This window comes from Klenkia terrae, from assembly GCF_037083865.1.
GTDB lineage: Bacteria > Actinomycetota > Actinomycetes > Mycobacteriales > Geodermatophilaceae > Klenkia > Klenkia terrae.
Genome location: NZ_JBAPLV010000016.1, coordinates 1 through 24,756 on the forward strand (window position 1 = coordinate 1; position 24,756 = coordinate 24,756).

Here is a 24,756-nt window from a genome sequence, read left to right on the forward strand (position 1 = left end):
GCCCCGGTGGGGGGGGCCCGCCGGTGGCCGGGGCCCCACACCACCGGACCGCGGCTCACCCCGCCCAGGGATCGACGAGATCGATGCCGGTACCGGTGAAGTCGCGGGTGTTCCGGGTCGCCAACACCCCACCCCGGGCCGCGCAGATCGCCGCGATCTGCGCGTCGAACCCGCTGATCGGCAACCCGGCCGAGTCCCGCGCCGACACGATCCGGGCGTAGCCCACGGCCGCCGGCTCGTCGAAGGGGAGCACCTCGGCGCGGAACAGGTCGAAGACCTCGTCTGCCACCGCCTCCAGAGCCCGTCGTCGGGCGCCGCCGGGGAGTCGGGCCAGTCCGTAGCGGATCTCGGCCACGGAGATGGCCGTCGTCCGGATCTCGGGACCGGGAACTCCACCCACCCAGGCGACGACCTCCGCAGCCGGGGACGGCCGCATCAGCTCGGACAGCACGTTCGTGTCGAGGACGATCACGACCCGAGGTCGACGGCGGCCGCCCGGGGGAGCTCGCTCCGGGCGGGCAGGTCCAGGTCGGCACCCCCGGCACTGCCGAACCTGTCCAGCAGGGCACGGGCCAGGCCGACGTCCTCCTGCGGTTCGGTCACCGCGGCGGTCAGGATCTCGCGGACCTCCGCCTCCATGGAGCGTCCGTGCCCGGCCGCCCGCACCTGCAGGCGAGCCTTCACGGCGTCGTCCAGATCCCTGATGCTGAGTGCTGCCACATCGCCTCCCCTGCGTGCTGGCAATGCTAGCGCTTCGGCAGGCCCTTCCGCCAGGCGCTGAAGGAGCTCACCGGCCCGGCGTGCGGCCGGTGCAGCCACGGCCAGGGGTGCACCTCGACCGGGTCCACGTCGGCGGCCCGACGGGTGAACCCGGGCACCGGCGCGTGGGTCACCGCCACGGACCGGCCGGCCAGCTCGGCCGCGGGCTCGCCCAGGTGCAGCTGCACCTCCCGGTCCTCCGCGAGCTCGGCCAGGGTCTCGGTGAGGAAGACCAGCCGCTTGGATGCCAGCCGGAGCCGGGCCAAGAGCGGCTCGTCGAAGACGAAGACCACCGGCAGGTCCGGGTGCGCGGCCAGCGCGGGGTCCGCCGTCCCCAGGGACTCCGCGGTCAGCCAGACGGCGTCCGGCTCCCCCGTCGTCGCCACGTCGGCGGGACCTCCGGTGACCTCCGGCGAGGGGTCGGCGGCCATCAGCGGCTCGCGCTCCAGCCAGCGGGTGGGCTGGTCGTCGGGCCACGCCTCGATCGGGCAGTCCGACGCCAGCGGGCACCGCTCGCACAGCCCCGGCGCGCGCTTGCGGACCTGCCACCGGGAGAACCCGTAGGCCTTGCCGTTCCCGGCCCCGACCGTCCACTGCCAGCCGACCCGGTTGGCCGCGCGGGACCCGTCCAGCAGCCGGGCGTACAGCTCGTCCTCGCCGGCGGCCCAGTCGTGCCCGGCGCGCACCGTCCACTGCGAGGACACCCACATCCGGGTCTGGTTGACCAGCCAGCCGTCGGCGTCCAGCTCGCCCAGCACGGTGTCCAGGCAGGCCATCTCCCGCGGCCACGGCTCCTGCCAGCGCACCCGGGCCCGCGCCGGCTCGGCCCGCAGCGCCGTCCGGGTGCGGGTGCCCAGCCGGGCGTAGAGGTGCCGCGAGTACTCCTGCCACAGCAGCTCGTCGCGGTACTTGCTGCGGTCCCGGGTCGGGGTGTCGGCGACGGCGTCCCACACCTCCGGCAGCGACAGCAGACCGTGCCGAATGTAGGGGCTCATCGCCGAGGCACCGCGCCGGGACTCCGGCAGCACCTCGTTGCGGCGGCCGGCGTAGCCGGTGACGTCCAGGGTGGCGAGTGCGGTGTCCGCGGCGGCCTGCCCGCCGCGGAACCGGCCGGAGGGGGTGACGGCGTCGTCGCGGTGCAGGTGGCCCAGGTGCTGCGCCACCCACCGGGGGACGTCGGCGACGGCGGGGACGGGCAGCTGGCTCACCGTCCCACCCTGCGGGTTCCCGGTGCAGCGCGCCGGGTGGGTGCGGCCTACGGTCGCCCCCATGCGCGCGATCACGATGGACTCCCCCGGCGGCCCCGAGAAGATGGTCTGGACCGAGCTCCCAGACCCGACCGCCGGTCCCGGCGAGGTGGTCCTCGACGTCGTCGCCAGCGCGGTCAACCGGGCCGACCTGCTGCAGCGCGAGGGCAACTACCCGGTGCCCCCGGGCGCCAGCCAGGTCATGGGCCTGGAGTGCAGCGGGATCGTCGCCGAGGTCGGCCCGGGCGTCGAGGGCTGGCAGGTCGGCGACGAGGTCTGCGCCCTGCTGGCCGGCGGTGGCTACGCCGAGAAGGTCGCCGTCCCGGCCGCGCAGCTGCTCCCCCGGCCCTCCGGCGTGGAGCTGGCCTCCGCCGCCGCCCTGCCCGAGGTGGTCTGCACCGTCTGGTCCAACGTGTTCATGCGGGCCGGCCTGGCCCGCGGGGAGCTGCTGCTGGTGCACGGCGGCGGCAGCGGGATCGGCACGATGGCCATCCAGCTCGCCGTGCGCGCCGGCGCCCGGGTGGCCACCACGGCCGGCAGCGCCGAGAAGCTGGCGTTCTGCCGCGAGCTGGGCGCCGAGATCCTGGTCAACTACCGGGACGAGGACTTCGTCGAGGTGGTCAAGGCCGCCGGCGGCGCCGACGTCGTCCTGGACAACATGGGCGCGGCCTACCTGGCCCGCAACGTCGACGCCCTCGCCCCCGACGGCCGGATCACCATCATCGGCATGCAGGGCGGCCGGAAGGGTGAGATGGACATCGGGGCGCTGCTGGCCAAGCGCGGCAGCGTGCACGCCATGGGCCTGCGCGGCCGGCCGGTCGAGGGCCCGAACGGCAAGGCGGCGATCGTCGCCGCCGTCCGGGAGCACGTGTGGCCCGACGTCGAGTCCGGCCGGGTGCGGCCGGTCGTGCACACCCGGCTGCCGATGGCCCGGGCCGGCGACGGGCACCGGATCCTCGAGGAGTCCTCGCACACCGGCAAGGTCCTGCTGGTCAACGACTGACGGAGTCGGAGCGCTCGGGAAACGATGCGCTGCGACTCCGCTCAGGCGAGGGCGGCGATCGACTCCACCATGTGGTCGACCTCCTCCATCGTGTTGTAGTGCAGGATGCCCAGCCGCACCGCGCCGCCCTGCTCGTTGACCCCGAGGGCGTCGAAGAGCTCGCGGGCGTAGTAGTCGCCGTCCCAGGCGCAGATGGTCCGGCGGGACAGCTCCCGGGCCACCGCCCGGGGCGTCATCCGCGACACCGTGAACGACAGGGTCGGCGTGCGGTACAGCGGTGAGCCCAGCACCTGCACGTGCCGCATCGACCGCAGCGCCCGGTCCAGCCGGTCGAACAGCAGGCCCTCGTACCGGACGACGGCGGACATGGAGGTCTGCAGCCGCTCCCGGCGGGTGCCCGTGGCGTCGGGGGCCAGCGCGGCGAGGTGGTCGACCGCGGCCGCCACCCCGGCGTAGAGCTCGAAGGTCGCCGTCCCCGTCTCGAAGCGGTCGGGCACCCGGTCCGAGGCCGGCACCAGCTTGTCCGGGGACAGCGTCTCCAGCAGCGCGGGGTCGGCCACCAGGGCGCCCACGTGCGGGCCGCACCACTTGTAGGCCGACAGCGCCAGGAAGTCCGCGCCGGTCGCGGTGAAGTCGATCAGGCCGTGCGGGGCGGCGTGCACGCCGTCCACGTAGACCAGGGCGCCGACGGCGTGCGCGCGGTCGGCGATCGCCCGGACGTCGGGCCGGGTCCCGATCGCGTTGCTGGCCATCGTCACCGCGACCAGCCGGGTGCGGTCGGTGAGCAGCTCGTCGTACTGCCACTCCGGCAGCTCGCCGGACTCGATGTCCACCTCGGCCCACTTGACCAGCAGCCCGGCCTCCTCGGCCAGCTGCACCCAGGGCCGGATGTTCGCGTCGTGGTCCAGGCGGCTGACCACGATCTCGTCGCCGGGCCGCCAGGTCTTGGCCAGCGTGCGGGCCATCGAGTAGGTCAGCGTGGTCATGTTGGGCCCGAGGACGACGCCCTTCGGGGTGCCGCCGACCAGGTCCGCGACCGCCGAGCGGGCGCCGGCGACCAGCTGCTCGGCGCGGGCGGAGGAGGGGAAGACGCCTCCCCGGTTGGCGATCGGCACGCGCATCGCCTGGGACACCGCGCGCAGCACGCTCTCCGGCACCAGCGAGCCGGCCGGGCCGTCGGCGTGCACGAACCCGTCGGACAACCCGGGGAACAGACCCCGGACGCGGGCGACGTCCAGCAGCGCGCCCCCCGGTCCCATGCCTCAGACCCTAAACCGCGGTCGGTGACGGTGAGGGGCCGCTCCGTCACGGACGGGGTCGCGGAGCCGGACGACGGGCTCCCGGGCAGGATGGAGGCCATGACAGCACCCGGAGGCAACGGCGAGCACACCCCCGGCCGGCAGGTGGTCGTCGTCGGGCCCGACGGTCAGCCCGTGGCGTCGATGCCCGCCGGCGAGGCCGGCGGGATGGGGGGCGAGGACCTGGGCGACCTGGTCCAGCAGCCCGCCAAGGTGATGCGGATCGGCACGATGATCAAGCAGCTGCTGGAGGAGGTCCGGGCCGCACCGCTGGACGAGGCCAGCCGCAACCGGCTGCGCGACATCCACGCCGCCTCCATCCGCGAGCTGGAGGAGGGCCTGTCGGTCGAGCTGCGCGAGGAGCTGGAGCGGATCACCCTCCCGTTCACCGTCGACGAGACCCCCAGCGACGCCGAGCTGCGGATCGCGCAGGCCCAGCTGGTCGGCTGGCTGGAGGGCGTCTTCCACGGCATCCAGACCGCGCTGTTCGCCCAGCAGATGGCCGCGCGCGCCCAGCTGGAGGAGATGCGCCGCAAGGCCCTGCCCGGCGGCGGGCAGCCCGGCATGCCCCAGCAGCAGCCCGGCGGCGGCCAGTACCTCTGAGTCCCGGGCCCGCCGCCCGGACGGACGGCGGGCCGCCGGTCTCAGACGGTGAAGGCGGCCAGCGCGGTCTCCAGCTCGGACCCCATCCGGGCCAGGTCGGCGCTGGCGGTCTGCGCCGCGGCGACCCGGGCCGTGCTGGTCCGGGTGCCCTCGGCCAGCCCGGCGATGGCGGTGGAGATGTGCCGCGAACCGCCGGCGGCCTCCGAGACGCTGCGGCTCATCTCGTCGGTGGTGGCGGTCTGCTCCTCGACGGCCGCGGCGATGGTGGCCTGGAAGTCGTTGATCTCGCCGATCACCGTGCTGATCGCGCCGATGGCCTCGACCGCGCCGGCGGTGTCGCTGCGGATCGACTCCACCCGCCGGGCGATGGTCTCGGTCGCCCGGGCGGTCTCCTGGGCGAGCTCCTTGACCTCGCTGGCCACCACGGCGAAGCCCTTGCCGGCCTCCCCGGCCCGGGCCGCCTCGATGGTGGCGTTGAGCGCCAGCAGGTTGGTCTGCTCGGCGATCGCGGTGATCATCTTGACCACCGAGGCGATCTCCTCCGAGGACTCCCCCAGCTTGCCGACCATCTGGGTGGTCTGCTCGGCGACGCCGACGGCCTGGCCGGCCACCCGGGAGGCCTGCTGGGCGTTGCTGGAGATCTCGTTGATGGCCGCGCGCATCTGGGTGGACCCGGCGGCCACGGTGTCCACGCTGGCGGTGACCCCGGTGGCGCCGTCCAGCACGGTGGCGGCCTGCTGCGCGGCGACGCGGGCGTCCTCGCCCATCGCGTCGGCGGTGGCGGCCAGCCGGCCCGAGGACTCGGCCAGGTGCCGGGCGGAGTCCGAGGCCACCCGGAGCACGCCGGTGATGGCGTCCAGGCTGCGGTCAAGCGCGGCGGAGACCCGGCCGAGCTCGTCGGTGCCGGTGGCGGCGACCCGGACCCGCAGGTCGCCGGCGGCCACCTTCTCCAGCGTCTCCTGGATGCAGCGGACCGGGCCGGTGACGCTGCGGGCGACCAGCAGGGCCAGCCCGACGGCCAGCAGCAGGCCGGCGACGGCGAGCGCGACGACCAGGTCGCGACCGGTGCGGTAGGTGTCGGCGGCCTCGACCTCGGCCGCGGACGCGGTCTGCTCCGCCGCCGCCGTGGCGGTGGTGAGCGCCTGCGCCATGACGTCCTCCTGCTGGCTCATCGTCCGCAGGAAGCCGGGGACGCCGGACTGGTCGGTGGTGGCCGCCGCGGCGATGAGCGAGCCGAGCGCCTGGTCGTAGGTGTCGTTGGCCGTCGTGAAGTCCGCCATGGCCGACCGCGCGGTGTCGTCCAGCGGCAGGCCGGCGATCAGCTCGACCTGGTCGGCGACCTCGCCGTGCAGCTCCTGGGCGCGCTGCTGCGACTCGGCGATGGTCGCCGGCGGCAGCGTGACGATGTTGGCCCGGGCGAGCTCCGTGGACTGCTCCCACCACAGCGCCTGCAGCGTCCGGACGGCGTCCAGCGGCACCAGCCCCTCGTCGTAGACCTCGCCCGCCCGGTCGTCCAGGGCGGCCATCCGTGCGGTGCCGGCGGCGGCCACGCCCACGGCGACGGCCGCGACGACGAGGATGGCGGCCAGCAGGCGGGCACGGACCCCCCAGGACCTGGGGTCGAGGGGACGGCGGGTGGGCAACGGGATGACGTCCATGCCGGGTGGTTCTCCTGAGCTCGGGCCGGGCTGATCGCCGTGTGCTTCGGCACCGCCCGCCGCGCTCGTGAGCCCAACCCAGGATGAGCGCGGCCACCGTCCCGGACCGGTCGACCTGTCGACCCGGCCGTCCTCAGCCGCGTCGGGCGGCCCACCGGTCCAGCGCGGTCACGGTGCGCACGTGCGGGAAGGTCAGCGCCAGCACCACGGCGAGCGCGGCGCCGACGGCGGCCGGGGAGGACGCCGGACCGGCCAGCACCAGCACGGCGGCCAGGCTGGCCAGGGTCGGCACCGCGGCGTGCCGGGCGAACCGGCCCGCGGCCCGTGCCGTGCCGGGCGCCGAAGGGCCGCCGCGCAGCAGGTCCAGCAGCCGGGCGGTGTGCCGCAGGGCGTGCCAGCCGGCGAACCAGACCCCGAAGGCCGCCAGCGGCGGGACGACGGCGAACAGCACGACGACCATCGCCAGCTCGGCCGCCTCCGCCCGCCGGCCATCCCGCAGCGCGCCGGTGCCCGCGACCAGCACCGCCGCGGCGAGCACCAGGGCGATGGCCACCCGGGCGGGGACCGGGAGCGGGCTGCCCCAGGCCGGCGCGAGGTGGCCGAGCACCTGCGCGGACCCCGCCGGCCACAGCACCAGCGGCAGGCCGACGACGGCCAGGCCGTGCGCGAGCGTCGTCGGCACGTCCTGCAGCAGGCCGGGCACCGGCCGACCGGCGTCCGACGCCGAGACGACGGCCTCGGCGCGCCCGAAGTGCACGGCCGAGACGAGGAGGAAGACCGCGACCGTCGGGGTGGGGGCCACGACCAGGGCCACGGCGGCGACGACCGCCGTGGCCAGGTAGCCGGCCAGCACGCCGCCGAGGGCCCGCGCGGTGGGCCGCTGCCCGCCGGTCCAGAACGGCACCATGTGGTCCACCGCGCCGTGCGGGACCCCGAGCACGATCCCGGCCATCGCCAGCACCGGGGCGGCCCGGGCGACCAGGTCGGGGTCCAGCAGCTGGGCGAGCAGCACGGCGAGGACGAGGGCCCGGCCGACGACGACCGAGGGCCGCCCCTGCCGGGCAGGACCGGGACCGCGACGGGTCCGGTCCTGCCCGGTGGTCTGCAGCACGGGTCAGCTCGTCCGCGCGGTCCGGTTCACCCGGCCGGTGCCGTTCGCACCGACCAGCCGGTCGTGGACCGGGCCGTCGTCGCCGTGGACGGTGTCCGGGTGGTCGTCGTAATCCGGGTCCTCCAGGCGGCTCTTCACCCGGGCGACCTTGTAGATCGCCAACCCGTAGGCGGCCTTCGCGAGGATGTCGGCGATCGAGTAGCCGGCCTGCTTGAGCACGAACCCGCCCTCACCGCCGAAGAAGTCCCCGCCCAGGATCGGGAAGAGGTAGGCGATCGGGTAGACGCCCCACAGCCCGACGAGGGCGATGCGCAGCATCTTGATCGTGTGCTTGACCTCCTCGGGCTGGCGTTCCAGGGACTTGGACAGCTCCACGAAGAGCACGTACAGCAGGTAGAGGAACGGGATGGTCGACAACGTCCCCCAGACCAGCCGCGGTACGACCTCGTTGGTGATCTCGCCCGGGTAGCCGAGGGCGATCATCAGGGCCGAGGCCGGGATCAGCTTGAACAAAAGCTTCTTGGACGCCGCCCGGCCCAGCGCGAGCACCGCGACGGTCTCCAGCAGGAGCAGCGGGACGGTGAGGAACCAGTCGACGTAGCGGTAGCCCTCGTTGAACTCGATGTTCGAGAGCTGGTGGGCCGAGTCGATGGTCTGCCCGGGCGGGTAGCTGTCCTCGAAGTTGTTGAAGATCCGGAAGTAGTGGTAAGCCGCGATCGCGCACACCGTCGCGGAGACGATGACGGCGTTGCGGTACTGCTTCGCCACCTGCCGCTGGCTCACCACGAGGTACAGCGAGGTGAACAGCAGACAGGCGATGGCGAGGGAGAACAGGTTGTAGACCGTGGCGAAGTTGCCGGCGGACAGAGAAGGGATGTTGACGGCGGCTGCCTGGACCATCGAGGTGCCTCACGGGGTGGGAGACCCGACCCCGCCTCGTGGCGGGGCCGACCGTTTCCGGTAAGCGGGGTTTACGCCGATGGCGGCGGCAGGTCCAGTTGCACAGGTTTGGCCGGTCAGCGCGGTGCGGCGGCCAGCAGCCGGACGGCGTGCGCCAGGTCGGCCGACAGCACCACCTGCGGGTCCGGGGCCCGGCCGGCCCAGCCCGGTCCGCCGGCCACCAGCACCCGGGCGCCCCGGGTGCGGGGCAGCGCGTCGACCGGGAAGCGGGGTGCCACCTCGTCCTCCCCGCGCGCCCGCTGGCTCCACACGAAGACCCCGGAGACGCCGGTGCGGCGGACGGCGGAGACCAGCGCGGTGGCCGGGAGCTGGCCCATCACCTGGGTCGGCACCCGCAGCTCGGCCAGCGCGGCCGCCAGCACGTGCAGCGGGAGCACGTGCCAGTCACCCGGTGGCGAGGTCAGCAGGATCCCGCGGCCGGGGTGCGGTCGGGGCTGGCAGGCGCGGTGCGCCCGCAGCGACTCCACGACGGCCTCGCTCAGCAGGTGCTCCACGTCGATGCCGGCCCCGGTCTGCTCCCACCGCAGCCCGGCCGCGACGAGCACCGGGCGCAGCACGTCGTCCCAGGTGGCGACCGTGCCGTGGGCGACCAGCAGGTCACCGAGGATCTCGTGCACCCCCGCGGCGTCCAACCGGGCCGCCGCCCGGGCGAGCCCGCGCGCCGCGGGCGGGGCGTGCGGGAGCGCCAGCACCGTGCCGCCGGCCCCGGACCTGCGCCGCGGCCGCACCGGCGAGCTCGGCCCGGCGGCGTCGTCGGCACCGGCGAGGACCCGGCGGGCGGCCTCGGCGGCACCGCACCCCTCGGCGACCAGCCGCTGCATCCGCAGCAGGCGGTCCAGGTCGGCCGGGTCGTAGCGCCGGTGCCCGCCACCGGTCCGGCCGCTGGGGGTCAGCCCGTAGCGCCGACCCCAGCTGCGCAACGTCTCCGGGGCGACCCCGAGCCTGGCCGCCGCCGCACCCACGGACAGCACGGCGGAGCCGGTCTCGGACACCTCGGGTGCGACCACCGGCCCATCATGGGCACGTGCCGCCCGGCGCCGCCCGCCTACGAGCGGAGCCCCGCCAGGTACTGGGCGACGCCGTCGGCGTCGTTGGTGGCGGTGACGTCGGTCGCCGCGGCCAGGACGTCGCGGTGCGCGTTGCCCATCGCCACCGCCCGGCCCCCGCCCTCGCGGACCCAGTGGAACGCCTCGATGTCGTTGGGCATGTCGCCGAAGAACACGACGTCGGCGGGACCCAGGCCCAGGTCGGTGCACACGTCGGCCAGCCCGGTCGCCTTGCTGACGCCCTTCGCCGAGATCTCGGCCATCGCGTCCGACGACGAGTTGGTCACCGTCGCGAGGTCGCCCACGGTCGCCGACACCAGCTCCAGGAACTCCTCGCGCGGCAGGTCCTCGTGCCGGGCCAGCAGCTTGGCCACCGGCGCGGACACCATCTCCTCCAGCGTCGCCACCGCCACGCCGGGGGCGTCGAGGTCCCACCGCGGCTGGTACACCGGCTCGTGCCGGAACTCCAGGCCGTACTCGACGGCGAACCAGGTGCCCGGCTGCTCGCGGCGCAGTCCCGCGGTGACGTGCCGCAGCACGTCGACCTGCATCGGGTGCTCGTGCAGCACCTCGAACCGGCCCAGGTCGAGCTGGACGGCGCCGTTGCAGCAGACCGCCCGGCCGGTGCCCAGCACCTCGCGGATGGCCAGCATCCAGCGCGGCGGCCGGCCGGTGGCCAGGACGAACGGCACGCCGTCGTCGCCCCAGGCGTGGATCTGCTCCAGCGTGGCCGGTGCGACGGTCTCGTCGCTGCGCAGCAGCGTGCCGTCCATGTCGCTGGCGATCAGCTTCGGGGTCCAGCTCACTTCTGCAGGGCCTCCAGGTAGCGGGCGACGCCGTCGGCGTCGTGGCCGCCGGTGCGGCCGGTGGCGGCGGCGAGCACCGCGGGGTGGGCGTTGGCGACGGCCACCGAGCGGCCGCCGGCGGCGTTCACCGCGTGGATCATCGGCAGGTCGTTGGGCATGTCGCCGAACACCAGGACCTCGGACATCGGGACGCCGAACCGCTCCAGCGCCACGGCCAGCCCGGTGGCCTTGGTGATCCCGGGCGGCAGCACCTCGATGAAGCCCAGGCCGGCGTGGGTGACCTCGGCGGCCGAGGAGTCGGTGACCGACAGCGCCAGGGCGAGCAGCTCGTCCTGGCCCAGGGTCTCCGAGCGCAGGAACACCTTGAGCACCGGGCCGTCGGGCAGCACCTGCTCGCGCGGCAGCAGGTCGGCGGGCTCGGGGTAGGGCCAGTCGAAGCCGTGCTGCACCCGCAGCGGGGTCAAGGCCTCCGACTGGGTGGCGGCGTCCTCGACGGCGATGATCAACGGGCCGGTGACCGCCTCGATCGCGGCGACCACGGCGTGCGCCTCGTCGCGGGGCAGGCCCACCGCCCGGAGCACCTCGTCGGCGTCCAGGTCGACGACGAAGCCGCCCTGGGCCAGCACGGCGACCCCGCGGCCGCCCAGTGTCGTCCGCACGCTGTCCAGCAGCCGCGGACCGCGGCCGGTGACCCCGACGACGGGGACGCCGGCGGCCCAGCTGGCGTCCATGGCCGCGCGGGTGCGGTCGGAGACCGTGCCCTGGCTGGTCAGCAGCGTGCCGTCGAGGTCGGTGGCGACCAGCTGCGGCCGCCACGGCCCCAGGTCGCCGAGCTCGAGGACGACGTCGCTCCCCTCGCCCCCGCTGTGCTTGGGCAGCGTGTTCGCGGCACGGGCGGGGATGTGGGCGGTCACGCGCTCGGCACGAGCGACATGCCCGGGCTCAGCACGGCGTGCCCGCCCAGCCAGGGGCGCAGCGCGACCGGCACGTGCACCGACCCGTCGGCGCGCTGGTGCACCTCGAGCAGGCAGGCGATGGTGCGGGCGATCGCGCACAGCGTGCCGTTGAGGGTGGCCACCGTCTGCGGCTTGCCGTCGGCGTCCCGGGAGCGGATCGACAGCCGGCGCGCCTGGAACGTGGTGCAGTCCGACGTCGAGGTCAGCTCGCGGTAGGTGCCCTGGGTGGGGAACCAGGCCTCGATGTCGAACTTGCGGGCGGCGCTGGTGCCGAGGTCGCCGGCGGCGATGTCGACGACCCGGTAGGGCAGCTCGAGGGCCTGGAGGAACTCCTCCTCCCACTGCAGCAGGCGCAGGTGCTCGGCCTCGGCGTCCTCGGGGGCGCAGAAGCTGAACATCTCGACCTTGTCGAACCAGTGCACGCGGATGATGCCCTTGGTGTCCTTGCCGTAGGACCCGGCCTCGCGGCGGAAGCAGGAGCTCCAGCCGGCGTAGCGCTTGGGCCCGGCCGACAGGTCGAGCACCTCGTCGGCGTGCATGCCGGCCAGCGCGACCTCCGACGTCCCCACGAGGTACAGGTCGTCGCGCTCGATCCGGTAGACCTCCTCGTCGTGCTCGCCGAGGAAGCCGGTGCCCTCCATGGCCTTCGGGCCGACGAGGGCGGGGGCGACGACGGGGGTGAACCCGGCGGCGACGGCGCGGGTGATGGCCAGCTGGGCCAGCGCGAACTCCAGCAGCGCGCCGGGGCCGGTCAAGAAGTAGAACCGCGAGCCGGACACCTTGGCGCCGCGCTCCATGTCGATGGCGCCCAGCGCGGTGCCGATGTCCAGGTGGTCGCGGACCTCGAAGTCGTAGGTGGGCACCTCGCCCACGGTGCGCAGGGTGACCGCGTCGTCCTCGCCGCCGGGCGGGACCTCGGGGGCCACGACGTTGGCGATCGCCAGGTGCGCGGTGCGCAGCGCCTCGTCGGCGGTTCGGACTGATTCCTCAGCCTCCTTGACGCGTCCGGCGAGGGCCTTGGCCCGCTCGAGGACGGCGGGACGCTCCTCGGGGGTGGCCTTCTTCACCGACTGCGAGGCGGCCTTCTGCTCGGCGCGCAGGTCGTCGGCCCGGTGCACGGCCGCCCGCCGCTCGGTGTCGGCCGCGAGCAGGGCGTCGACCAGGGACTCGTCGTCCCCCCGGGCGCGCTGGCTGGCGCGGACGAGGTCGGGGTCATCGCGGAGGAGGCGCAGGTCGATCACCCGCTGATGGTAGGTGCCGGGGTCGGCCCCGGACGCGAGGACGCCCCCCACCCGCGAGCGGGTGGGGGGCGTCCTGGTGGAGCGGGGTGCTAGATCACGCAGTGGGGATCGTCAGCGTGGCGACACCGACCAGGAAGTTGTCCGGGACGGCGCCGGGGGCACCCAGGGTGGTGTTGAGGAACTCGGCGGCGGCCGGGGAGACCTCGACCTTGGTGCCGGTCAGGATCGCGTTGCCCGAGCTGTCCACGGTGATGGGCTCCAGCGTGGTGCCGTTCAGGTTGAACAGCGGGAACGAGGCAGCGGCGAGCGTGCCGTTGACCGAGACGTCGGCGAACAGGATGGCCGGCTTGCTCGGGACGACGACGAAGTTCTCCAGCGAGATGACGTTCTCACCGGCGGTCAGCGAGATGCCCGACCCCTGGTGGAAGATCGCGCCCTGGACGAACGGGCGGTAGCCGGAGTCCTTGTCGTAGACGGTGGCGGTGCCGCCGGTGATCGGGAAGTCCAGCGTCGCGCCGTCCAGCGTCGCGGTGCCGATGACGCCCGGGGTGATGTTCAGGCTGGTCAGCGCGTCGAGGAAGCCGGAGTCCAGGGCCACGGCGGTGTCGCCGCCGGAGATCGCGGGGATCGTGGCGATGGGGGCCGGGTTGCTCACGGTCGACGAGGTCGCCGCGGCGGCCGAGGTGCTGGTGTCGGTGGCCGAGGTGTCCGAGCCGGAGCTGCAGGCGGCCAGGCCGAGCGCGGCGCTCATGGCGATGGCAGCGACGGCGGTGCGCTTGGCGGTGGTCTTGTTGAGGTTCACGGTGTTTCTCCCTGTGTCGGTCGTCCGCGTCGTCCGCGGGATCACGAGGAGTTCGGGGCCACGTCAAGATCTGGATGTCACGGTTCGATAACGGTCGATCCGGTCACGGACGACGCAGCAGGTAGGTGTCCATCACCCAGCCCTTGCGCTCGCGCGCGGCCGCCCGCACCGCGGCGATCTCGTCGACCACGTCGGCGAGCTTCCCGGCGACCAGCAGCTCGGCCTCGGTGCCGAGGTAGGCGCCCCAGTAGATGTCGAGGTCGAGGTCGAGGTAGGCCCGGCAGGCCAGCTCGCTGTCCAGCATCACGACGACGTCGTCGGCGTTGGGCGGGAACTCCTGGGCCAGCCGGCGACCGGTGGTCAGGTGCACGGCCCCGCCGACGCGGTTGAGCAGGATCCGGTGCCGGGCGGTGAGCGCCTGCACAGCGGTGATGCCGGGGACGACGTCCCACTCGATCTCCAGCTCGCCGGCCGCGGCGATCTCCTCCAGCACCCGGATGGTGCCGTCGTAGAGCGACGGATCGCCCCAGACGAGGAAGCCGCCGGTCCCGCCGTCGGGCACCTCCTCGGCGATCGCCCGCTGGAGCAGGACGGCGCGGTCGGTGCGCCAGTCGTCGACCGCCCGGGTGTAGCGCTGCTCGGCGGCGACCGACGCCGGGTCCCGGTCCCGCTCGGGGTCGCTGAGCTCCACGAAGCGGTAGGCACCCTCGACGAACCGCTCGCAGACCGCCCGGCGGGCCGCGGTGAGGTCGGCGGTGGCCGGGCCCTTGTCCAGGACGAGGAACACGTCGACCTCGTTGAGCGCGCGGACGGCGCCGACGGTGACGAAGTCGGGGTCGCCCGCCCCGATGCCGATGACCAGCAGACGTCGCATGCCGGCCAGCCAATCAGACGCCCACGGCGGCGGGTTGGTCCGCGGTGGGAGGTGCGGGACCATGGGGCCATGCGCTTCCTGGACGACCGGCGACCGGCGACCGACCTCACGTACGCGGACGTCTTCATGGTCCCCAACGCCTCGACCATCGGGTCGCGGCTCGAGGTCGACCTGACCACGCCGGACCGGGTGGGCACCACCATCCCGGTCGTGGTGGCCAACATGACTGCCATCTCCGGCCGCCGGATGGCCGAGACCATCGCCCGCCGGGGCGGCCTGGCCGTGATCCCGCAGGACATCCCGGTCGACGTGGTCGGCGAGGTGGTGAGCTGGGTCAAGGCGCGGCACACCGTCTACGACACCCCGATCACGCTGGCCCCCACCGCGACCGTGGCCGAGGCGCTGCAGCTGCTCACCAAGCGCGCGCACGGCGTGCTGGTCGTGGTGGACGGCGGCCGGCCGGTCGGCGTGGTCACCGACGGCGCGTGCCAGGGCGTGGACCGGTTCACCCAGCTGTCCGAGGTCATGGCCCCCGACCCGCTGACCGTCCCGGCCGGCACCGACCTGGCCAAGGTCTTCGACGTGCTGTCCGAGGCCCGGGTGAACGCCGCCCCGGTCGTGGACGGCGACCAGCTGGTCGGCGTCGTCACCCGCAAGGGCGCGCTGCGCTCGGCGCTGTACACCCCGGCCCTCGACGCGGCCGGCAAGCTGCTGACGTCGGCGGCGGTCGGCATCAACGGCGACGTCGCCGGCAAGGCCGAGGCGCTGCTCGCCCACGGCGTCGACGTCCTCGTCGTGGACACCGCGCACGGCCACCAGGCCAAGGCCGTCGAGGCGGTGCGGGCCGCGCGCTCGGTGGCCGGCTCGGTGCCGATCGTCGCCGGCAACGTGGTCACCGCCGGCGGCACCCGGGACCTCATCGAGGCCGGCGCGGACGTCGTCAAGGTCGGCGTCGGCCCCGGCGCCATGTGCACCACCCGGATGATGACCGGCGTCGGCCGGCCGCAGTTCTCCGCCGTCGAGGAGTGCGCGGCCGCCGCGCGCGAGGCCGGCAAGCACGTCTGGGCCGACGGCGGCGTCCGGCACCCCCGCGACATCGCCCTGGCGCTGGCCGCGGGTGCGGCCAGCGTGATGGTCGGCTCCTGGTTCGCCGGCACGTACGAGAGCGCCGGCGACGTCCACGAGGACGGCACGGGCCGGTTGTACAAGGAGAGCTTCGGGATGGCGTCGGCCCGCGCGGTCAAGGCCCGGACGTCGACCCAGTCCGGCTTCGACCGAGCGCGGGCGGCCCTGTTCGAGGAGGGCATCAGCTCCTCGCGGATGTACCTGGACCCCGCCCGCCCCGGCGTGGAGGACCTGGTCGACCAGATCGTGGCCGGCGTCCGCTCGTCGTGCACCTACGCCGGGGCCCGGACCGTCGACGAGCTGCACGAGCGGGCGGTGCTCGGGGTGCAGTCCGCGGCCGGCTACGAGGAGGGCCGCCCGCTGCCGACCAGCTGGTGAGGGCTCTCCCCCTCGCGGAGTTCGAGGACCTGGTCGCCGATGCGCTGGACCAGGTCCCGGCCGAGCTGATGGACCTCGTCGACAACGTCGTCGTCCTGGTCGAGGACCGCAACCCCGACGAGCCGACCCTGCTGGGTCTCTACGAGGGCTATGCACTCACCGAGCGGTCGTGGGACCTGTCCGGCCAGCTGCCCGACCGGATCATGGTCTACCGCGAGGCGATCTGCGACGTCTGCGAGACCGCCGCGCAGGTGGCCGAGGAGGTCACCATCACGGTGGTGCACGAGATCGCGCACCACTTCGGCATCGACGAGGCCACCCTCCACCGCCTCGGCTGGGGATAAGGACCTCCAGCACGTCACCATTGCTCTCATGTCCGACGACGCCCGGTTGCCGATCAAGATGCTGCACGACCGACTGCTGGTCTCCCTGCGCAAGGATGACGGCGACCGGCGCAGCACCGGCGGCATCCTCATCCCGGCCACCGCGCAGATCGCCAAGCGGCTGGTGTGGGGCGAGGCGCGCGGGGTGGGCAGCAACGTCCGGCAGGTCAAGGTCGGCGACCGGGTGCTGTTCTCCCCCGAGGATCAGCACGAGGTCGAGGTGCACGGAGAGGAGCTGCTGATCCTGCGGGAGCGCGACGTGCACGCGGTCGCCGCCGAGCGGATCGAGGAGTCGACCGGTCTCTACCTGTGAATCCGTGACCGCCTCGCCACGCGATGTGGTCGTGGGGGGTTGCGCCCGCTCCCGGCATCAGCAGACTGGGGAGCTGTGGCCGACGCAGGGAGACCGGGCGGATCAGCCCGCCGACCCCTCCCGCAGCCTGGCCACCCACTCCTGGGCGTCGGCGAACGCCCCGTCGGCGAAGCGCTCGTGCACCGGCGCGGCCGCGCGGCCGTCGGCCCGCGGGTAGGAGCCCTGGAAGCGGACCTCGTCGCACAGCCGGTGCAGCGCGACCAGTGCGTCGCCCACCCGGCGGTCGGAGACGTGGCCCTCGCAGTCCACGGAGAAGGAGTAGACGCCCAGCCGTTCGCGGGTGGGCCGGGACTCCAGCCGGGTCAGGCTGATCCCGCGCGAGGCGAACTCGGTCAGCAGGTCGAGCAGGACGCCGGTGCGGTCGGCCACGAAGCAGGTCAGCGTCGTCTTGTCCGCCCCGGTCGGGGCGGGGAGCCGGCCCGGTCGCTCCACCTGCACGAACCGGGTGACCGCCCCGGGGGTGTCGGCCAGGCCGGTGCCGACCACGTCCAGGCCGTAGCGCGCGGCGGCGATCTCGGGGCAGATGGCCGCGTCGTGGGCGCCCTCGGCGACCAGCCGGGCGGCGTCGGCGGTGGACGCGGCCGGGACCACCTCGGCGCCGGGCAGGTGGGCCGCGACCCAGCCCCGGGTCTGCGCCAGCGCGTGTGGGTGGCTGGCCACCCGGCGCACGTCGCCGCGGCCGACGCCGGGCCGCGTGGCCAGCACGAAGTCCACCTCGAGGAACACCTCGCGGGTGATCACCAGGGGGTCCCCGGCGGCCAGCCCGTCGATGGTCGGGCTGACCGAGCCCTCGACCGAGTTCTCCAGCGGCACGAACGCCGCGTCCACCTCGCCGGAGCGGGCCATCGCCAGGGCGGCCGGCACGCTGGGGGCCGGCACCGTCTCCCCCTCGGAGTGGGTGCCGAGACTGTGGAGTGCCGCTTCGGTGAAGGTACCCTCGGGCCCCAGGAAGGCGATGCTCGACGGAATCGACCCAGCGGGCTGAGCAGGCATTCGACGAGGGTAGTGCGGCCAGTGCGGACCACGTGTCCGCCCTGGGGGGAGACGCATCGCCACCGAACGGACGGCGACGTGCGCCGTCCCCCAGGCGAGCGGAGGACGGCGTGACCACCGGCAGCCCTCCCCTCGTCGACGAGGCTGCCCTCTCCGGGCTGCGCTGGGACCTGCTCACGGCCAGCGACCAGGACGACGCGCACTCCTTCACCGACCTGCTGACCGCCGTCGAGGACCACCTGTCGGCCGCCGCGGACCCCCGCTGGCAGGCGTGGTCGCACGCCTTCACCGCCCGCCGCGCGCTCGCCGAGCACGACACCGAGGGCGCCGGCCACCAGGTGGTCGCCGCCCGCGCCGCCGCCGAGGACTGCCCGGCCGACGCCGAGCGCGCCCTGCTGCTGGCCTACCTGTCCTACCTCGAGGTGACCGGCAACCGGTTCGAGGTCGCGCTGCACCTGGCCGTGGACGCCAGCCTGCTCACCGACCAGGTCCCCGCCGACACCCCCAGCCGCGCGCTGCACCAGGCCCACCACTGGCTCTCCCTCGCCCTGACCCGGCTGGACCTCGAGGAGCTCGCGGTCGCCCAGGCGCTGCGCGGGCACCGGGTCGCCGCGGCGCTCGAGGACGTCCCCGCCCGCTGGCAGCTGCTGCGGCTGTGCGCCCAGCAGCACGCCGAGCTGGCCCAGACCGTGCACCGCCGCGGCGACGAGGACCGCGCCGCCCGGCTCGCCGCGGTGGCCCTGCGCTGCTCGTTCTCCGCCACCGAGCTGGGCGCGGAGAGCGACTGGGAGCCACCCGACGCCGAGGCCGACCTGCTCGCCGTCGTCCACGGCTGGGCGCTGACCCTCGCCGGGGACCTCGAGGACACCCTGCCGGCCCTGCGCCGGGTGCGGGACCGGATCGCCGCCGAGGGCGGTCCGTGGCTGCGCGGCTACGCCGACCTGGCGCTGTCCCGGCTGCTGTCCCGGATCGCCGGACCGCCCGACGCGATGGGGCCGCACGCCGAGGAGGCCGCCGAGCTGCTGCACGCCGCGGCCACCGCGTTCGCCGGCGTCGGCGACCAGCGGCGCTACCGGCAGTGCCTGCTCGAGCTGGGCCGGTCGACCGCCGCGCTGGGCCGGGCGTCGGAGGCCCTGCACTGGCTGGAGGCCTACCGGGCCGACACCGTGCGCATGCACCACCGCAGCCGCGAGCTGTGGGCCGAGATGTTCGTCCGGCGCAGCCGGCTGCGCGAGGCCGAGCGGCAGACCGCGCTCATGCGCCGGCACGCGCTCGAGGACCCGCTGACCGGGCTGGGCAACCGGCGCAGCGCCGAGCGCCGGCTGGCCGAGCTGGACACCGCCGACGCACCGGTGGCCCTCGCCGTGGTCGACATCGACCGGTTCAAGGAAGTCAACGACCGCCACTCGCACCTGCACGGGGACGCCGTCCTGCGCCGGCTCGCCGACCTGCTGCGGGTGCACTGCCGCACCGGCGACGAGGTCTACCGCTGGGCCGGCGACGAGTTCCTCGTGGTGCTGCCCGCGGCGCAGGAGGCCCAGGCGGTGATCGCCATGGAGCGCCTGCGCGCCGCCGTGGTGGCCTGCGACTGGCGCGAGCTCGAGCTGGACGGCGACGTCACCGTCAGCATCGGCATCGCGACCTCGCACCCGAGCGCGCCGCGCACCTGGCGCGAGCTCTTCGACGACGCCGACCTGCACCTGTTCACCGCCAAGCGCTCGGGCCGCGACCGGGTCCGGACCTCGACGCCGGACGGCGAGGGCGCCGCGGCGACCACCGGCCCGCACACCTCGGTGGACGACCTGGTCGTGGAGCTGCTGGGCGCCCGCCGCCCGCGCACGCCCGGCTGGGCCTTCGCCCCCGACGACGAGCTCGACGGCGACGCCGTCCCGTGACTCCGGTGGGGCGTGCGGGACCGGTGGGGCGCCGGTGACCCGCCGGGCGGGTCGCCCCCGGCGCGCCCCCGACGGAACAGGTGACAGAACGCATCCAGACGTGCACAGTGCGCTCGTGCCACCCGGGATCCTGCACGAGCGGGTCAGCTCAGCGCTGACCAACTGGCACCTCGACGTCGCCGAGTCCTTGCTCGCCGACGCCGATGCCGACCCCGGTCCGGCGGCGACCGCCGGCGCACCGCTGACCTCGCTGTCCCGGGCCTGGGCGGACACGCTGCGCGCCGAGCTGCTGGTCCGCCGGCTGCGCATGGCCGGGCTGACGCTGCTCGGCGACCCCATCGACGACGCCACGACCCCGGTGCCGGCCGAGCCGACCGCGGACGAGGCGGCGACCGGCGCCGAGCTGGGCACCCGCTCGCAGACCGCCGACGACGCCGCCACGGCCATCGCGCTGGTCCGCTCCGCCCGCGCCGCCTTCGACGCCGCCGACGACGACCTGCAGCGCGCGGCCGGCCTGGCCCGGCACGCCCGCATCGAGCTGCTGTCCCGCCGGGTGGACGCCGCCATGGACGAGGCGGTCGAGGCCGCCAGCCTGCTCGACCCCGCCCTGGTCGCCAGCCCCCTGCTGGTGCACACCCTGGGCGCCCTCTCCGGGGTGCTGGCCGACCTGGAGCTCATGCCGCTGGCCCTGGACTACCAGCGCCGGGCGCACCACACCGCGCTGCGGCTGGCCGAGGACGAGCCGGGCCCTGCGTCGCTGGCCCTGGTCGGGGACAGCGCCTCCCGGCTGGCCGCGCTGTGCGCGGAGGTCGGCGAGGGGCTGCTGGACGACGGCATCGCCGACGCCGCCGACCCGCACTTCACCCAGGCCCGCACCCTCGCCGTCGAGACCCTCGCCGGGCTCCCCGCCGACGACCCGCACCGGCCCACCGCCGAGGTCGTGCTGGGCGCGGCACTGGTCGGGCTGGGCGAGCACGACGCCGCGGTCACCGCACTGCAGCGGGTGGTCGGCCAGATCCCCGCCGAGCAGGACCGCGCCCTGCTCGCCTCGGCCGAGCTGGCCCTGGGCCGCGCGCTGCGTCGCCAGGGCAACGGCACCGCCGCCGACGACCACCTGGCCCACGCCCTCGCGCTGTCCACCGAGCACGGCCTCCCCCGCCTCCGCCGGGCCGCCCTGCGGGAGCTGTGCACGCTGCACGCCGACCTGGACGACGCCGCCCGTGCCCTGCCCTACCTGCAGGCCTACCTGGCCGACGAGCTGGACCGGGTCGACGAGCGGCGCACCCGCTGGGTCGAGCTGTTCGGCCGCCGCAAGAGCCTGCTGGAGACCGAGCGGGCCGCCGGCCAGCTGCGCCGCCAGGCCTACGAGGACCCGCTGACCCATCTCCCCAACCGGCGCTACGCCGAGGGCCGCCTGGACGGCCTGCTGGCCGCCGGCGCCGCCCCCGCGCTGGCCGTCGTGGACATCGACCACTTCAAGTCGATCAACGACGCCGCCGGCCACCCCGGTGGCGACGCCGTCCTGCGCGCGGTGGCCCAGCTGCTGGTCGACGGCGTCCGGGACACCGACGAGGTCTGCCGGTGGGCCGGTGACGAGTTCGTCATCCTGCTGCCCGACACCACCGCCGAGCAGGGCGAGCGGGCGATGGAGCGGATCCGGTCCTCGATCGCGACCAACGACTGGTCGGCGCTGGGCGTCGACGTCCCGGTCACGATCAGCGCGGGCATCGCCTCGGCGGCCCGCGGCGACGACCGGCGCACCCTGTTCGCCGCGGCCGACGGCGTGCTCTACGACGCCAAGCGCAGCGGCCGGGACCGCGTCGTCCGGTTGTCCGGGGTGACCCAGACCCGGGCCGAGGACGGCCCGCCGGAGCCCCCGCGGCCGGCCGCGCCGGTCTTCGAGGGCGAGCTGCTGGAGTCCGACACGGCCCCGGCCGGTGACGGGGAGTCGCCGGAAGCGCCGGTTACCGTCACGGACGTGACGCAGCAGCCCCCCGTGGACCCGACCCCGGCCCGGCCGACCGACATCCTGTTCGGCGACGACCCGCGACCGGTGCCGACGCCGCGGAACGAGGAGGACGACGCGGCCGGCGGCTTCGGCCGGCTGCTCGTCGAGCCCGTCCCCGCCCCCGGTGGGCCCCGGCCCATGCGCACCGGCCGGGTCGTGGGACCGGCCGAGGACGCGGCCACCCCCGACGACGGTGCCCAGGTCGCCGCGACCCGCAGCCCGGTCACCTCGGCCGGCCCCGAGGTCGTCCGCGGTGCCGGCCGGACCACCGAGCAGGTCCTGGCCCTGGTGCGCGAGGCCCGTCGCGAGCACCCCGACCGCCCGGCGGTCGTCGTGGGCGCCGGCGCCGAGACCCTGGTCGCCCTGGCCAGCGAGCACGACGCCTACACGACGATGGACCACACGGCGATGGCCGCCGCGGTGGGCCCGCTGCCCGAGCCGCGCGGCCGGGTCGCGGTGCTGTGCGCCGGGTCCGGCGACGCGCCGGTCGCCGCCGAGGTGGCCTTCGTCGCCCGGGTGACCGGCACCGAGGCGGTCCGGGTGGACGACGTGGGCGGCAGCCGGCTGCAGGCCCTGCTGGCCGACGGCTCGCTGCTGGCCGACGTCGACTGCGTCGTCGTGGTCGCCGGGCTGGACGCCGCCCTGGCCACCACGATCGGCGGGCTGACCGAGGTCCCGGTCGTCGCCGTCCCCACCTCGACCGGGCAGGCCGGCGGGTTCGGCGGCATCGGTGCCCTGCTGACGATGCTGAACTCCGGCGGGGCCGGTGTCGTGGTCTCCGGCATCGACAACGGCTACGCCGCCGGGGTGTTCGCCGCCCGCATCGCCCGTCGCTGACCGGGCCGGGGCGCCGCGTGGTCTAGGGTGTCGTCCGGAGAAGGGGAGTAGCCCCCCGTCCGCTGGTCGACATGCTGGTGCCCCCGGGCACCCGGTCAGCGGGTCCGGTGCGAGTGCCGGATGGGCGAGACCTTCGACTGGAGCAGCCCATCCGTGGCGCTGCCGGTCGGAGGCTGCGTGCCCTCGCCCGGCCGCGCCGAGCACAGAAGAGAGCCCCTCGTGGTCCTGTCGGTCATCGCTGCCGCGTTCATCCTGATCCTCCCGGTCGAGCTGCCGGACAAGACCCTGTTCGCCACCCTGATCCTGGCCACCCGGTTCGCCCCGCTCCCGGTGTTCGTCGGCGTCGGGACGGCGTTCGCGGTGCAGGTGGCGATCGCGGTCACCGCCGGCTCGCTGCTGTCGCTGCTGCCGGCGGCGCTGGTGAGCGGGATCGTGGCGCTGCTGTTCGTCGTCGGGGCCGTGCTGCTGTGGCGCAGCGCCCAGGAGGGCCCCGAGGACGGCGGCCAGGCCGCCGAGCAGCGCGAGCAGGTGCCCTTCCTCAAGGCCGCCGCGATCTCCTTCGGCGTGCTGTTCGCCGCCGAGTGGGGCGACCTGTCCCAGCTGGCCACCGCCGGGCTCGCCGCCCGCTACGACGCCCCGGTGTCGGTGTTCATCGGTTCCTGGGCGGCACTGCTGGTCGTCTCCGGGCTCGCGGTCTTCCTGGGCAGGAAGCTCGCCGACCGGCTGCCGATCCCGCTGATCCGCCGGGTCGCGGCCGGGCTGTTCCTGGTCTTCGCGGTGATCGCCGTGGTGGAGACGGTCCGCGCGCTGGCCGGCTGAGCCACCCCTCCGGGGGTGATGCGTCCGATCCTGTCTCAGGGACCGGGCCCGGGTTGTCGACCTCTGCAGCACAGGACCCCGCCCGAGCGGCCAGGGGCGGTGCGACGAGGACGGACGACAGCTGTGACGCTCACCGACGGATGGGCCCTCGTGGACGACTGCGCGCTGCGCGCCCGCCAGCACCAGGTGCTGGTCGACGTCGACCTGCTCGACTTCCCGGGCGACGCCGAGCTCGACGCGGTGACCCGGGTGGCGGCCCTGATGACCGGCACCTCGACGGCCACGGTGAACCTGCTGGACACCGAGCGCCAGTGCCAGCCCTCCACCGTCGGGTTCCTCGGCGGGGACAGCGCGCGCGACCTGTCGATCTGCCACCGCGCGAGCCGGATCGGTGGGGTCGTCATGGTCCACGACTGCGCCGAGGACGCCCGCTTCTCCGACCTGCCCTGGGTCGACGGCCGGTGGGCCTCGGTGCGGATGTACGCCAGCGCGCCGCTGGTCGTCGACGGCGTCCCGATCGGGACGCTGTGCGTGTTCGACGAGCAGCCCGGCACGTTGGGGCAGGAGCAGCTCGACGGGCTGGCCGACCTGGCCCACGTCGTCGTCGCCCTGCTGGAGCGCCGACGGGCCAACCGCTTCAGCGAGGCCGCCCGCACCGAGCTGGCCCGCGCCCACGAGGAGCTGGTGGCCGCCCAGGCCTTCGACCGGGCGCTGCTGGAGGCCCTGCCGCTGGGCATCGTGGTCGGCGGTGCCGACCACCGGGTCTCGCGGTACAACGAGGTCAGCCGGCGCTGGTACGGCTCCGAGGTCGGCACCTCGGTCGCCCCCGCGGAGCTGCCGGACGCCTGCGCGCTGTACCAGCCCGACGGCTGCACGCCGATGCCGGCGGACCAGACGCCCCTGTCCCGGGTGTTCGCGGAGGGGCGGATCGCCGACGCCGAGATGGTCATCCACCCGGCCGGCTCGGAGCCGCGCACCGTCTCCTGCTCCGGCACCGAGGTGCGCGGGCCCGGCGGAGAGGTCCTGGGCGCCGTCGTCGCGATGGCCGACATCACCGCCCAGCGCGCCCTGGAGGAGCAACTGCGCACCGCTGCCCTGCACGACGTGCTCACCGGTCTGCCGAACCGGAGCCTGCTGGTCGACCGGTTGGCGCACGCGCTGGCCGCCGCCGGGCGGTCCGGCGAGCAGGTCGCCGTCCTCTACTGCGACCTGGACGGCTTCAAGGCGGTCAACGACGGCCACGGGCACGCCGCCGGGGACGAGGTGCTCACCCAGGCCGCCCGCCGGTTGTCGCACGCGGTCCGGCCCGGGGACACCGTCGCCCGGATCGGCGGCGACGAGTTCGTGCTGGTCTGCGCGGGCATGGGCACCGACGGCGCCGCGGACGCCATCGCCGCCCGGGTGGCCGCGGCCATGGCCGAGCCCATCCGGGCCGCCGGGGTCGAGCACACCGTCGGGATCAGCACGGGTACCGCGCTGAGCGGGCCGGACTCCACCCCGGAGACCATGCTCACCGCCGCGGACGAGGCCATGTACCGGGTCAAGCGTGCCCGCCGGGGCCCGTCCCGCCGGGGCTGACCG

23 protein-coding genes are annotated in these 24,756 nt (G+C 75.0%); 9 read left to right on the forward strand and 14 right to left on the reverse strand.

Annotated elements, in window-relative coordinates; translation table 11 throughout:
- Positions 1-55: 55 nt before the first annotated feature.
- The 3 genes from UXQ13_RS14780 to UXQ13_RS14790 are packed head-to-tail and all read right to left on the reverse strand — an operon-like array spanning position 56 to position 1,967.
- Complete coding sequence (locus tag UXQ13_RS14780; RefSeq protein WP_336392488.1) at positions 56-472, reverse strand: type II toxin-antitoxin system VapC family toxin; 417 nt, start codon at positions 470-472, stop codon at positions 56-58.
- Positions 469-720, reverse strand: coding sequence for a FitA-like ribbon-helix-helix domain-containing protein (locus UXQ13_RS14785; RefSeq protein WP_225234056.1), 252 nt, complete (start codon positions 718-720; stop codon positions 469-471). Before UXQ13_RS14785 ends, UXQ13_RS14780 begins: the two co-directional genes overlap by 4 nt.
- Positions 721-746: 26 nt before the next feature.
- Positions 747-1,967 carry an FAD-binding domain-containing protein gene (locus UXQ13_RS14790; protein WP_336392489.1) on the reverse strand — a complete coding sequence of 407 codons (1,221 nt, stop codon included), beginning with the start codon at positions 1,965-1,967 and terminating at the stop codon, positions 747-749.
- Between the two features lie 61 nt (positions 1,968-2,028).
- Here UXQ13_RS14790 and UXQ13_RS14795 point away from each other — a divergent pair, with 61 nt between their 5' ends.
- Positions 2,029-3,009 carry an NAD(P)H-quinone oxidoreductase gene (locus tag UXQ13_RS14795; protein ID WP_336392490.1) on the forward strand — a complete coding sequence of 327 codons (981 nt, stop codon included), beginning with the start codon at positions 2,029-2,031 and terminating at the stop codon, positions 3,007-3,009.
- Positions 3,010-3,050: 41 nt separating this feature from the next.
- Here the strand turns inward: UXQ13_RS14795 and UXQ13_RS14800 are convergent, their stop codons facing one another.
- The gene (locus tag UXQ13_RS14800; protein WP_336392491.1) at positions 3,051-4,268 is read right to left on the reverse strand and encodes a cysteine desulfurase-like protein; all 1,218 of its coding nucleotides are present in this window, start codon (positions 4,266-4,268) and stop codon (positions 3,051-3,053) included.
- Between the two features lie 99 nt (positions 4,269-4,367).
- Here UXQ13_RS14800 and UXQ13_RS14805 point away from each other — a divergent pair, with 99 nt between their 5' ends.
- On the forward strand, positions 4,368-4,910 hold the full coding sequence (locus UXQ13_RS14805) for a bacterial proteasome activator family protein (protein WP_225234052.1): 543 nt from the start codon (positions 4,368-4,370) through the stop codon (positions 4,908-4,910).
- A gap of 41 nt (positions 4,911-4,951) precedes the next feature.
- Here the strand turns inward: UXQ13_RS14805 and UXQ13_RS14810 are convergent, their stop codons facing one another.
- The 9 genes from UXQ13_RS14810 to cobF all read right to left on the reverse strand — a co-directional run bounded on the left by UXQ13_RS14810 (position 4,952) and on the right by cobF (position 14,364).
- On the reverse strand, positions 4,952-6,568 hold the full coding sequence (locus UXQ13_RS14810; RefSeq protein ID WP_336392492.1) for a methyl-accepting chemotaxis protein: 1,617 nt from the start codon (positions 6,566-6,568) through the stop codon (positions 4,952-4,954).
- 133 nt (positions 6,569-6,701) lie between these two features.
- Positions 6,702-7,679 (reverse strand): Brp/Blh family beta-carotene 15,15'-dioxygenase, encoded by a 978-nt coding sequence (locus UXQ13_RS14815; RefSeq protein ID WP_336392493.1) that lies wholly within the window; start codon positions 7,677-7,679, stop codon positions 6,702-6,704.
- A 3-nt stretch (positions 7,680-7,682) separates the two neighbouring features.
- The gene (locus tag UXQ13_RS14820; RefSeq protein ID WP_336392494.1) at positions 7,683-8,579 is read right to left on the reverse strand and encodes a bacteriorhodopsin-like; all 897 of its coding nucleotides are present in this window, start codon (positions 8,577-8,579) and stop codon (positions 7,683-7,685) included.
- Between the two features lie 116 nt (positions 8,580-8,695).
- A complete protein-coding gene (locus tag UXQ13_RS14825; protein ID WP_336392495.1) occupies positions 8,696-9,646 on the reverse strand; it encodes a MerR family transcriptional regulator in 951 nt (316 codons plus the stop codon).
- A 38-nt stretch (positions 9,647-9,684) separates the two neighbouring features.
- Entirely contained in the window at positions 9,685-10,491 is an 807-nt protein-coding gene (locus tag UXQ13_RS14830) for an HAD family hydrolase (RefSeq protein WP_336392496.1), read from the reverse strand.
- Positions 10,488-11,405: an HAD family hydrolase gene (locus tag UXQ13_RS14835; protein ID WP_336392497.1), complete on the reverse strand. Its 918-nt coding sequence runs from the start codon at positions 11,403-11,405 to the stop codon at positions 10,488-10,490. Before UXQ13_RS14835 ends, UXQ13_RS14830 begins: the two co-directional genes overlap by 4 nt.
- On the reverse strand, positions 11,402-12,688 hold the full coding sequence (gene serS / locus UXQ13_RS14840) for a serine--tRNA ligase (RefSeq protein WP_336392498.1): 1,287 nt from the start codon (positions 12,686-12,688) through the stop codon (positions 11,402-11,404). The genes UXQ13_RS14835 and serS overlap by 4 nt, the downstream gene beginning before the upstream one ends.
- 94 nt (positions 12,689-12,782) lie before the next feature.
- Positions 12,783-13,490: a hypothetical protein gene (locus UXQ13_RS14845; RefSeq protein WP_225234044.1), complete on the reverse strand. Its 708-nt coding sequence runs from the start codon at positions 13,488-13,490 to the stop codon at positions 12,783-12,785.
- A gap of 103 nt (positions 13,491-13,593) precedes the next feature.
- Entirely contained in the window at positions 13,594-14,364 is a 771-nt protein-coding gene (cobF, locus tag UXQ13_RS14850; RefSeq protein ID WP_225234043.1) for a precorrin-6A synthase (deacetylating), read from the reverse strand.
- A 69-nt stretch (positions 14,365-14,433) separates the two neighbouring features.
- Here cobF and UXQ13_RS14855 point away from each other — a divergent pair, with 69 nt between their 5' ends.
- Genes UXQ13_RS14855 through UXQ13_RS14865 form a run of 3 tightly spaced genes read left to right on the forward strand, consistent with a single transcriptional unit; the run spans position 14,434 to position 16,563 of the window.
- Positions 14,434-15,867, forward strand: coding sequence for a GuaB1 family IMP dehydrogenase-related protein (locus tag UXQ13_RS14855; protein ID WP_225234042.1), 1,434 nt, complete (start codon positions 14,434-14,436; stop codon positions 15,865-15,867).
- Positions 15,864-16,211, forward strand: a complete 348-nt coding sequence (locus tag UXQ13_RS14860) for a metallopeptidase family protein (RefSeq protein WP_225234041.1) — start codon at positions 15,864-15,866, stop codon at positions 16,209-16,211. The genes UXQ13_RS14855 and UXQ13_RS14860 overlap by 4 nt, the downstream gene beginning before the upstream one ends.
- Positions 16,212-16,239: 28 nt before the next feature.
- Positions 16,240-16,563, forward strand: a complete 324-nt coding sequence (locus UXQ13_RS14865; protein ID WP_225234040.1) for a GroES family chaperonin — start codon at positions 16,240-16,242, stop codon at positions 16,561-16,563.
- Between the two features lie 102 nt (positions 16,564-16,665).
- Here UXQ13_RS14865 and pheA read toward each other — a convergent pair whose 3' ends face one another.
- Positions 16,666-17,673 (reverse strand): prephenate dehydratase, encoded by a 1,008-nt coding sequence (gene pheA / locus UXQ13_RS14870; RefSeq protein WP_336392499.1) that lies wholly within the window; start codon positions 17,671-17,673, stop codon positions 16,666-16,668.
- A 53-nt stretch (positions 17,674-17,726) separates the two neighbouring features.
- On the opposite strand from pheA, the gene UXQ13_RS14875 reads away from it, so the two are divergent.
- From UXQ13_RS14875 to UXQ13_RS14890, 4 genes are all read left to right on the forward strand, one after another.
- Positions 17,727-19,511 carry a GGDEF domain-containing protein gene (locus UXQ13_RS14875; protein WP_225234038.1) on the forward strand — a complete coding sequence of 595 codons (1,785 nt, stop codon included), beginning with the start codon at positions 17,727-17,729 and terminating at the stop codon, positions 19,509-19,511.
- A 115-nt stretch (positions 19,512-19,626) separates the two neighbouring features.
- Complete coding sequence (locus UXQ13_RS14880) at positions 19,627-22,356, forward strand: diguanylate cyclase domain-containing protein (RefSeq protein WP_225234037.1); 2,730 nt, start codon at positions 19,627-19,629, stop codon at positions 22,354-22,356.
- Between the two features lie 177 nt (positions 22,357-22,533).
- A complete protein-coding gene (locus tag UXQ13_RS14885; protein WP_225234036.1) occupies positions 22,534-23,175 on the forward strand; it encodes a TMEM165/GDT1 family protein in 642 nt (213 codons plus the stop codon).
- Positions 23,176-23,298: 123 nt separating this feature from the next.
- Complete coding sequence (locus UXQ13_RS14890) at positions 23,299-24,753, forward strand: diguanylate cyclase domain-containing protein (protein ID WP_225234035.1); 1,455 nt, start codon at positions 23,299-23,301, stop codon at positions 24,751-24,753.
- Positions 24,754-24,756 lie beyond the last annotated feature (3 nt).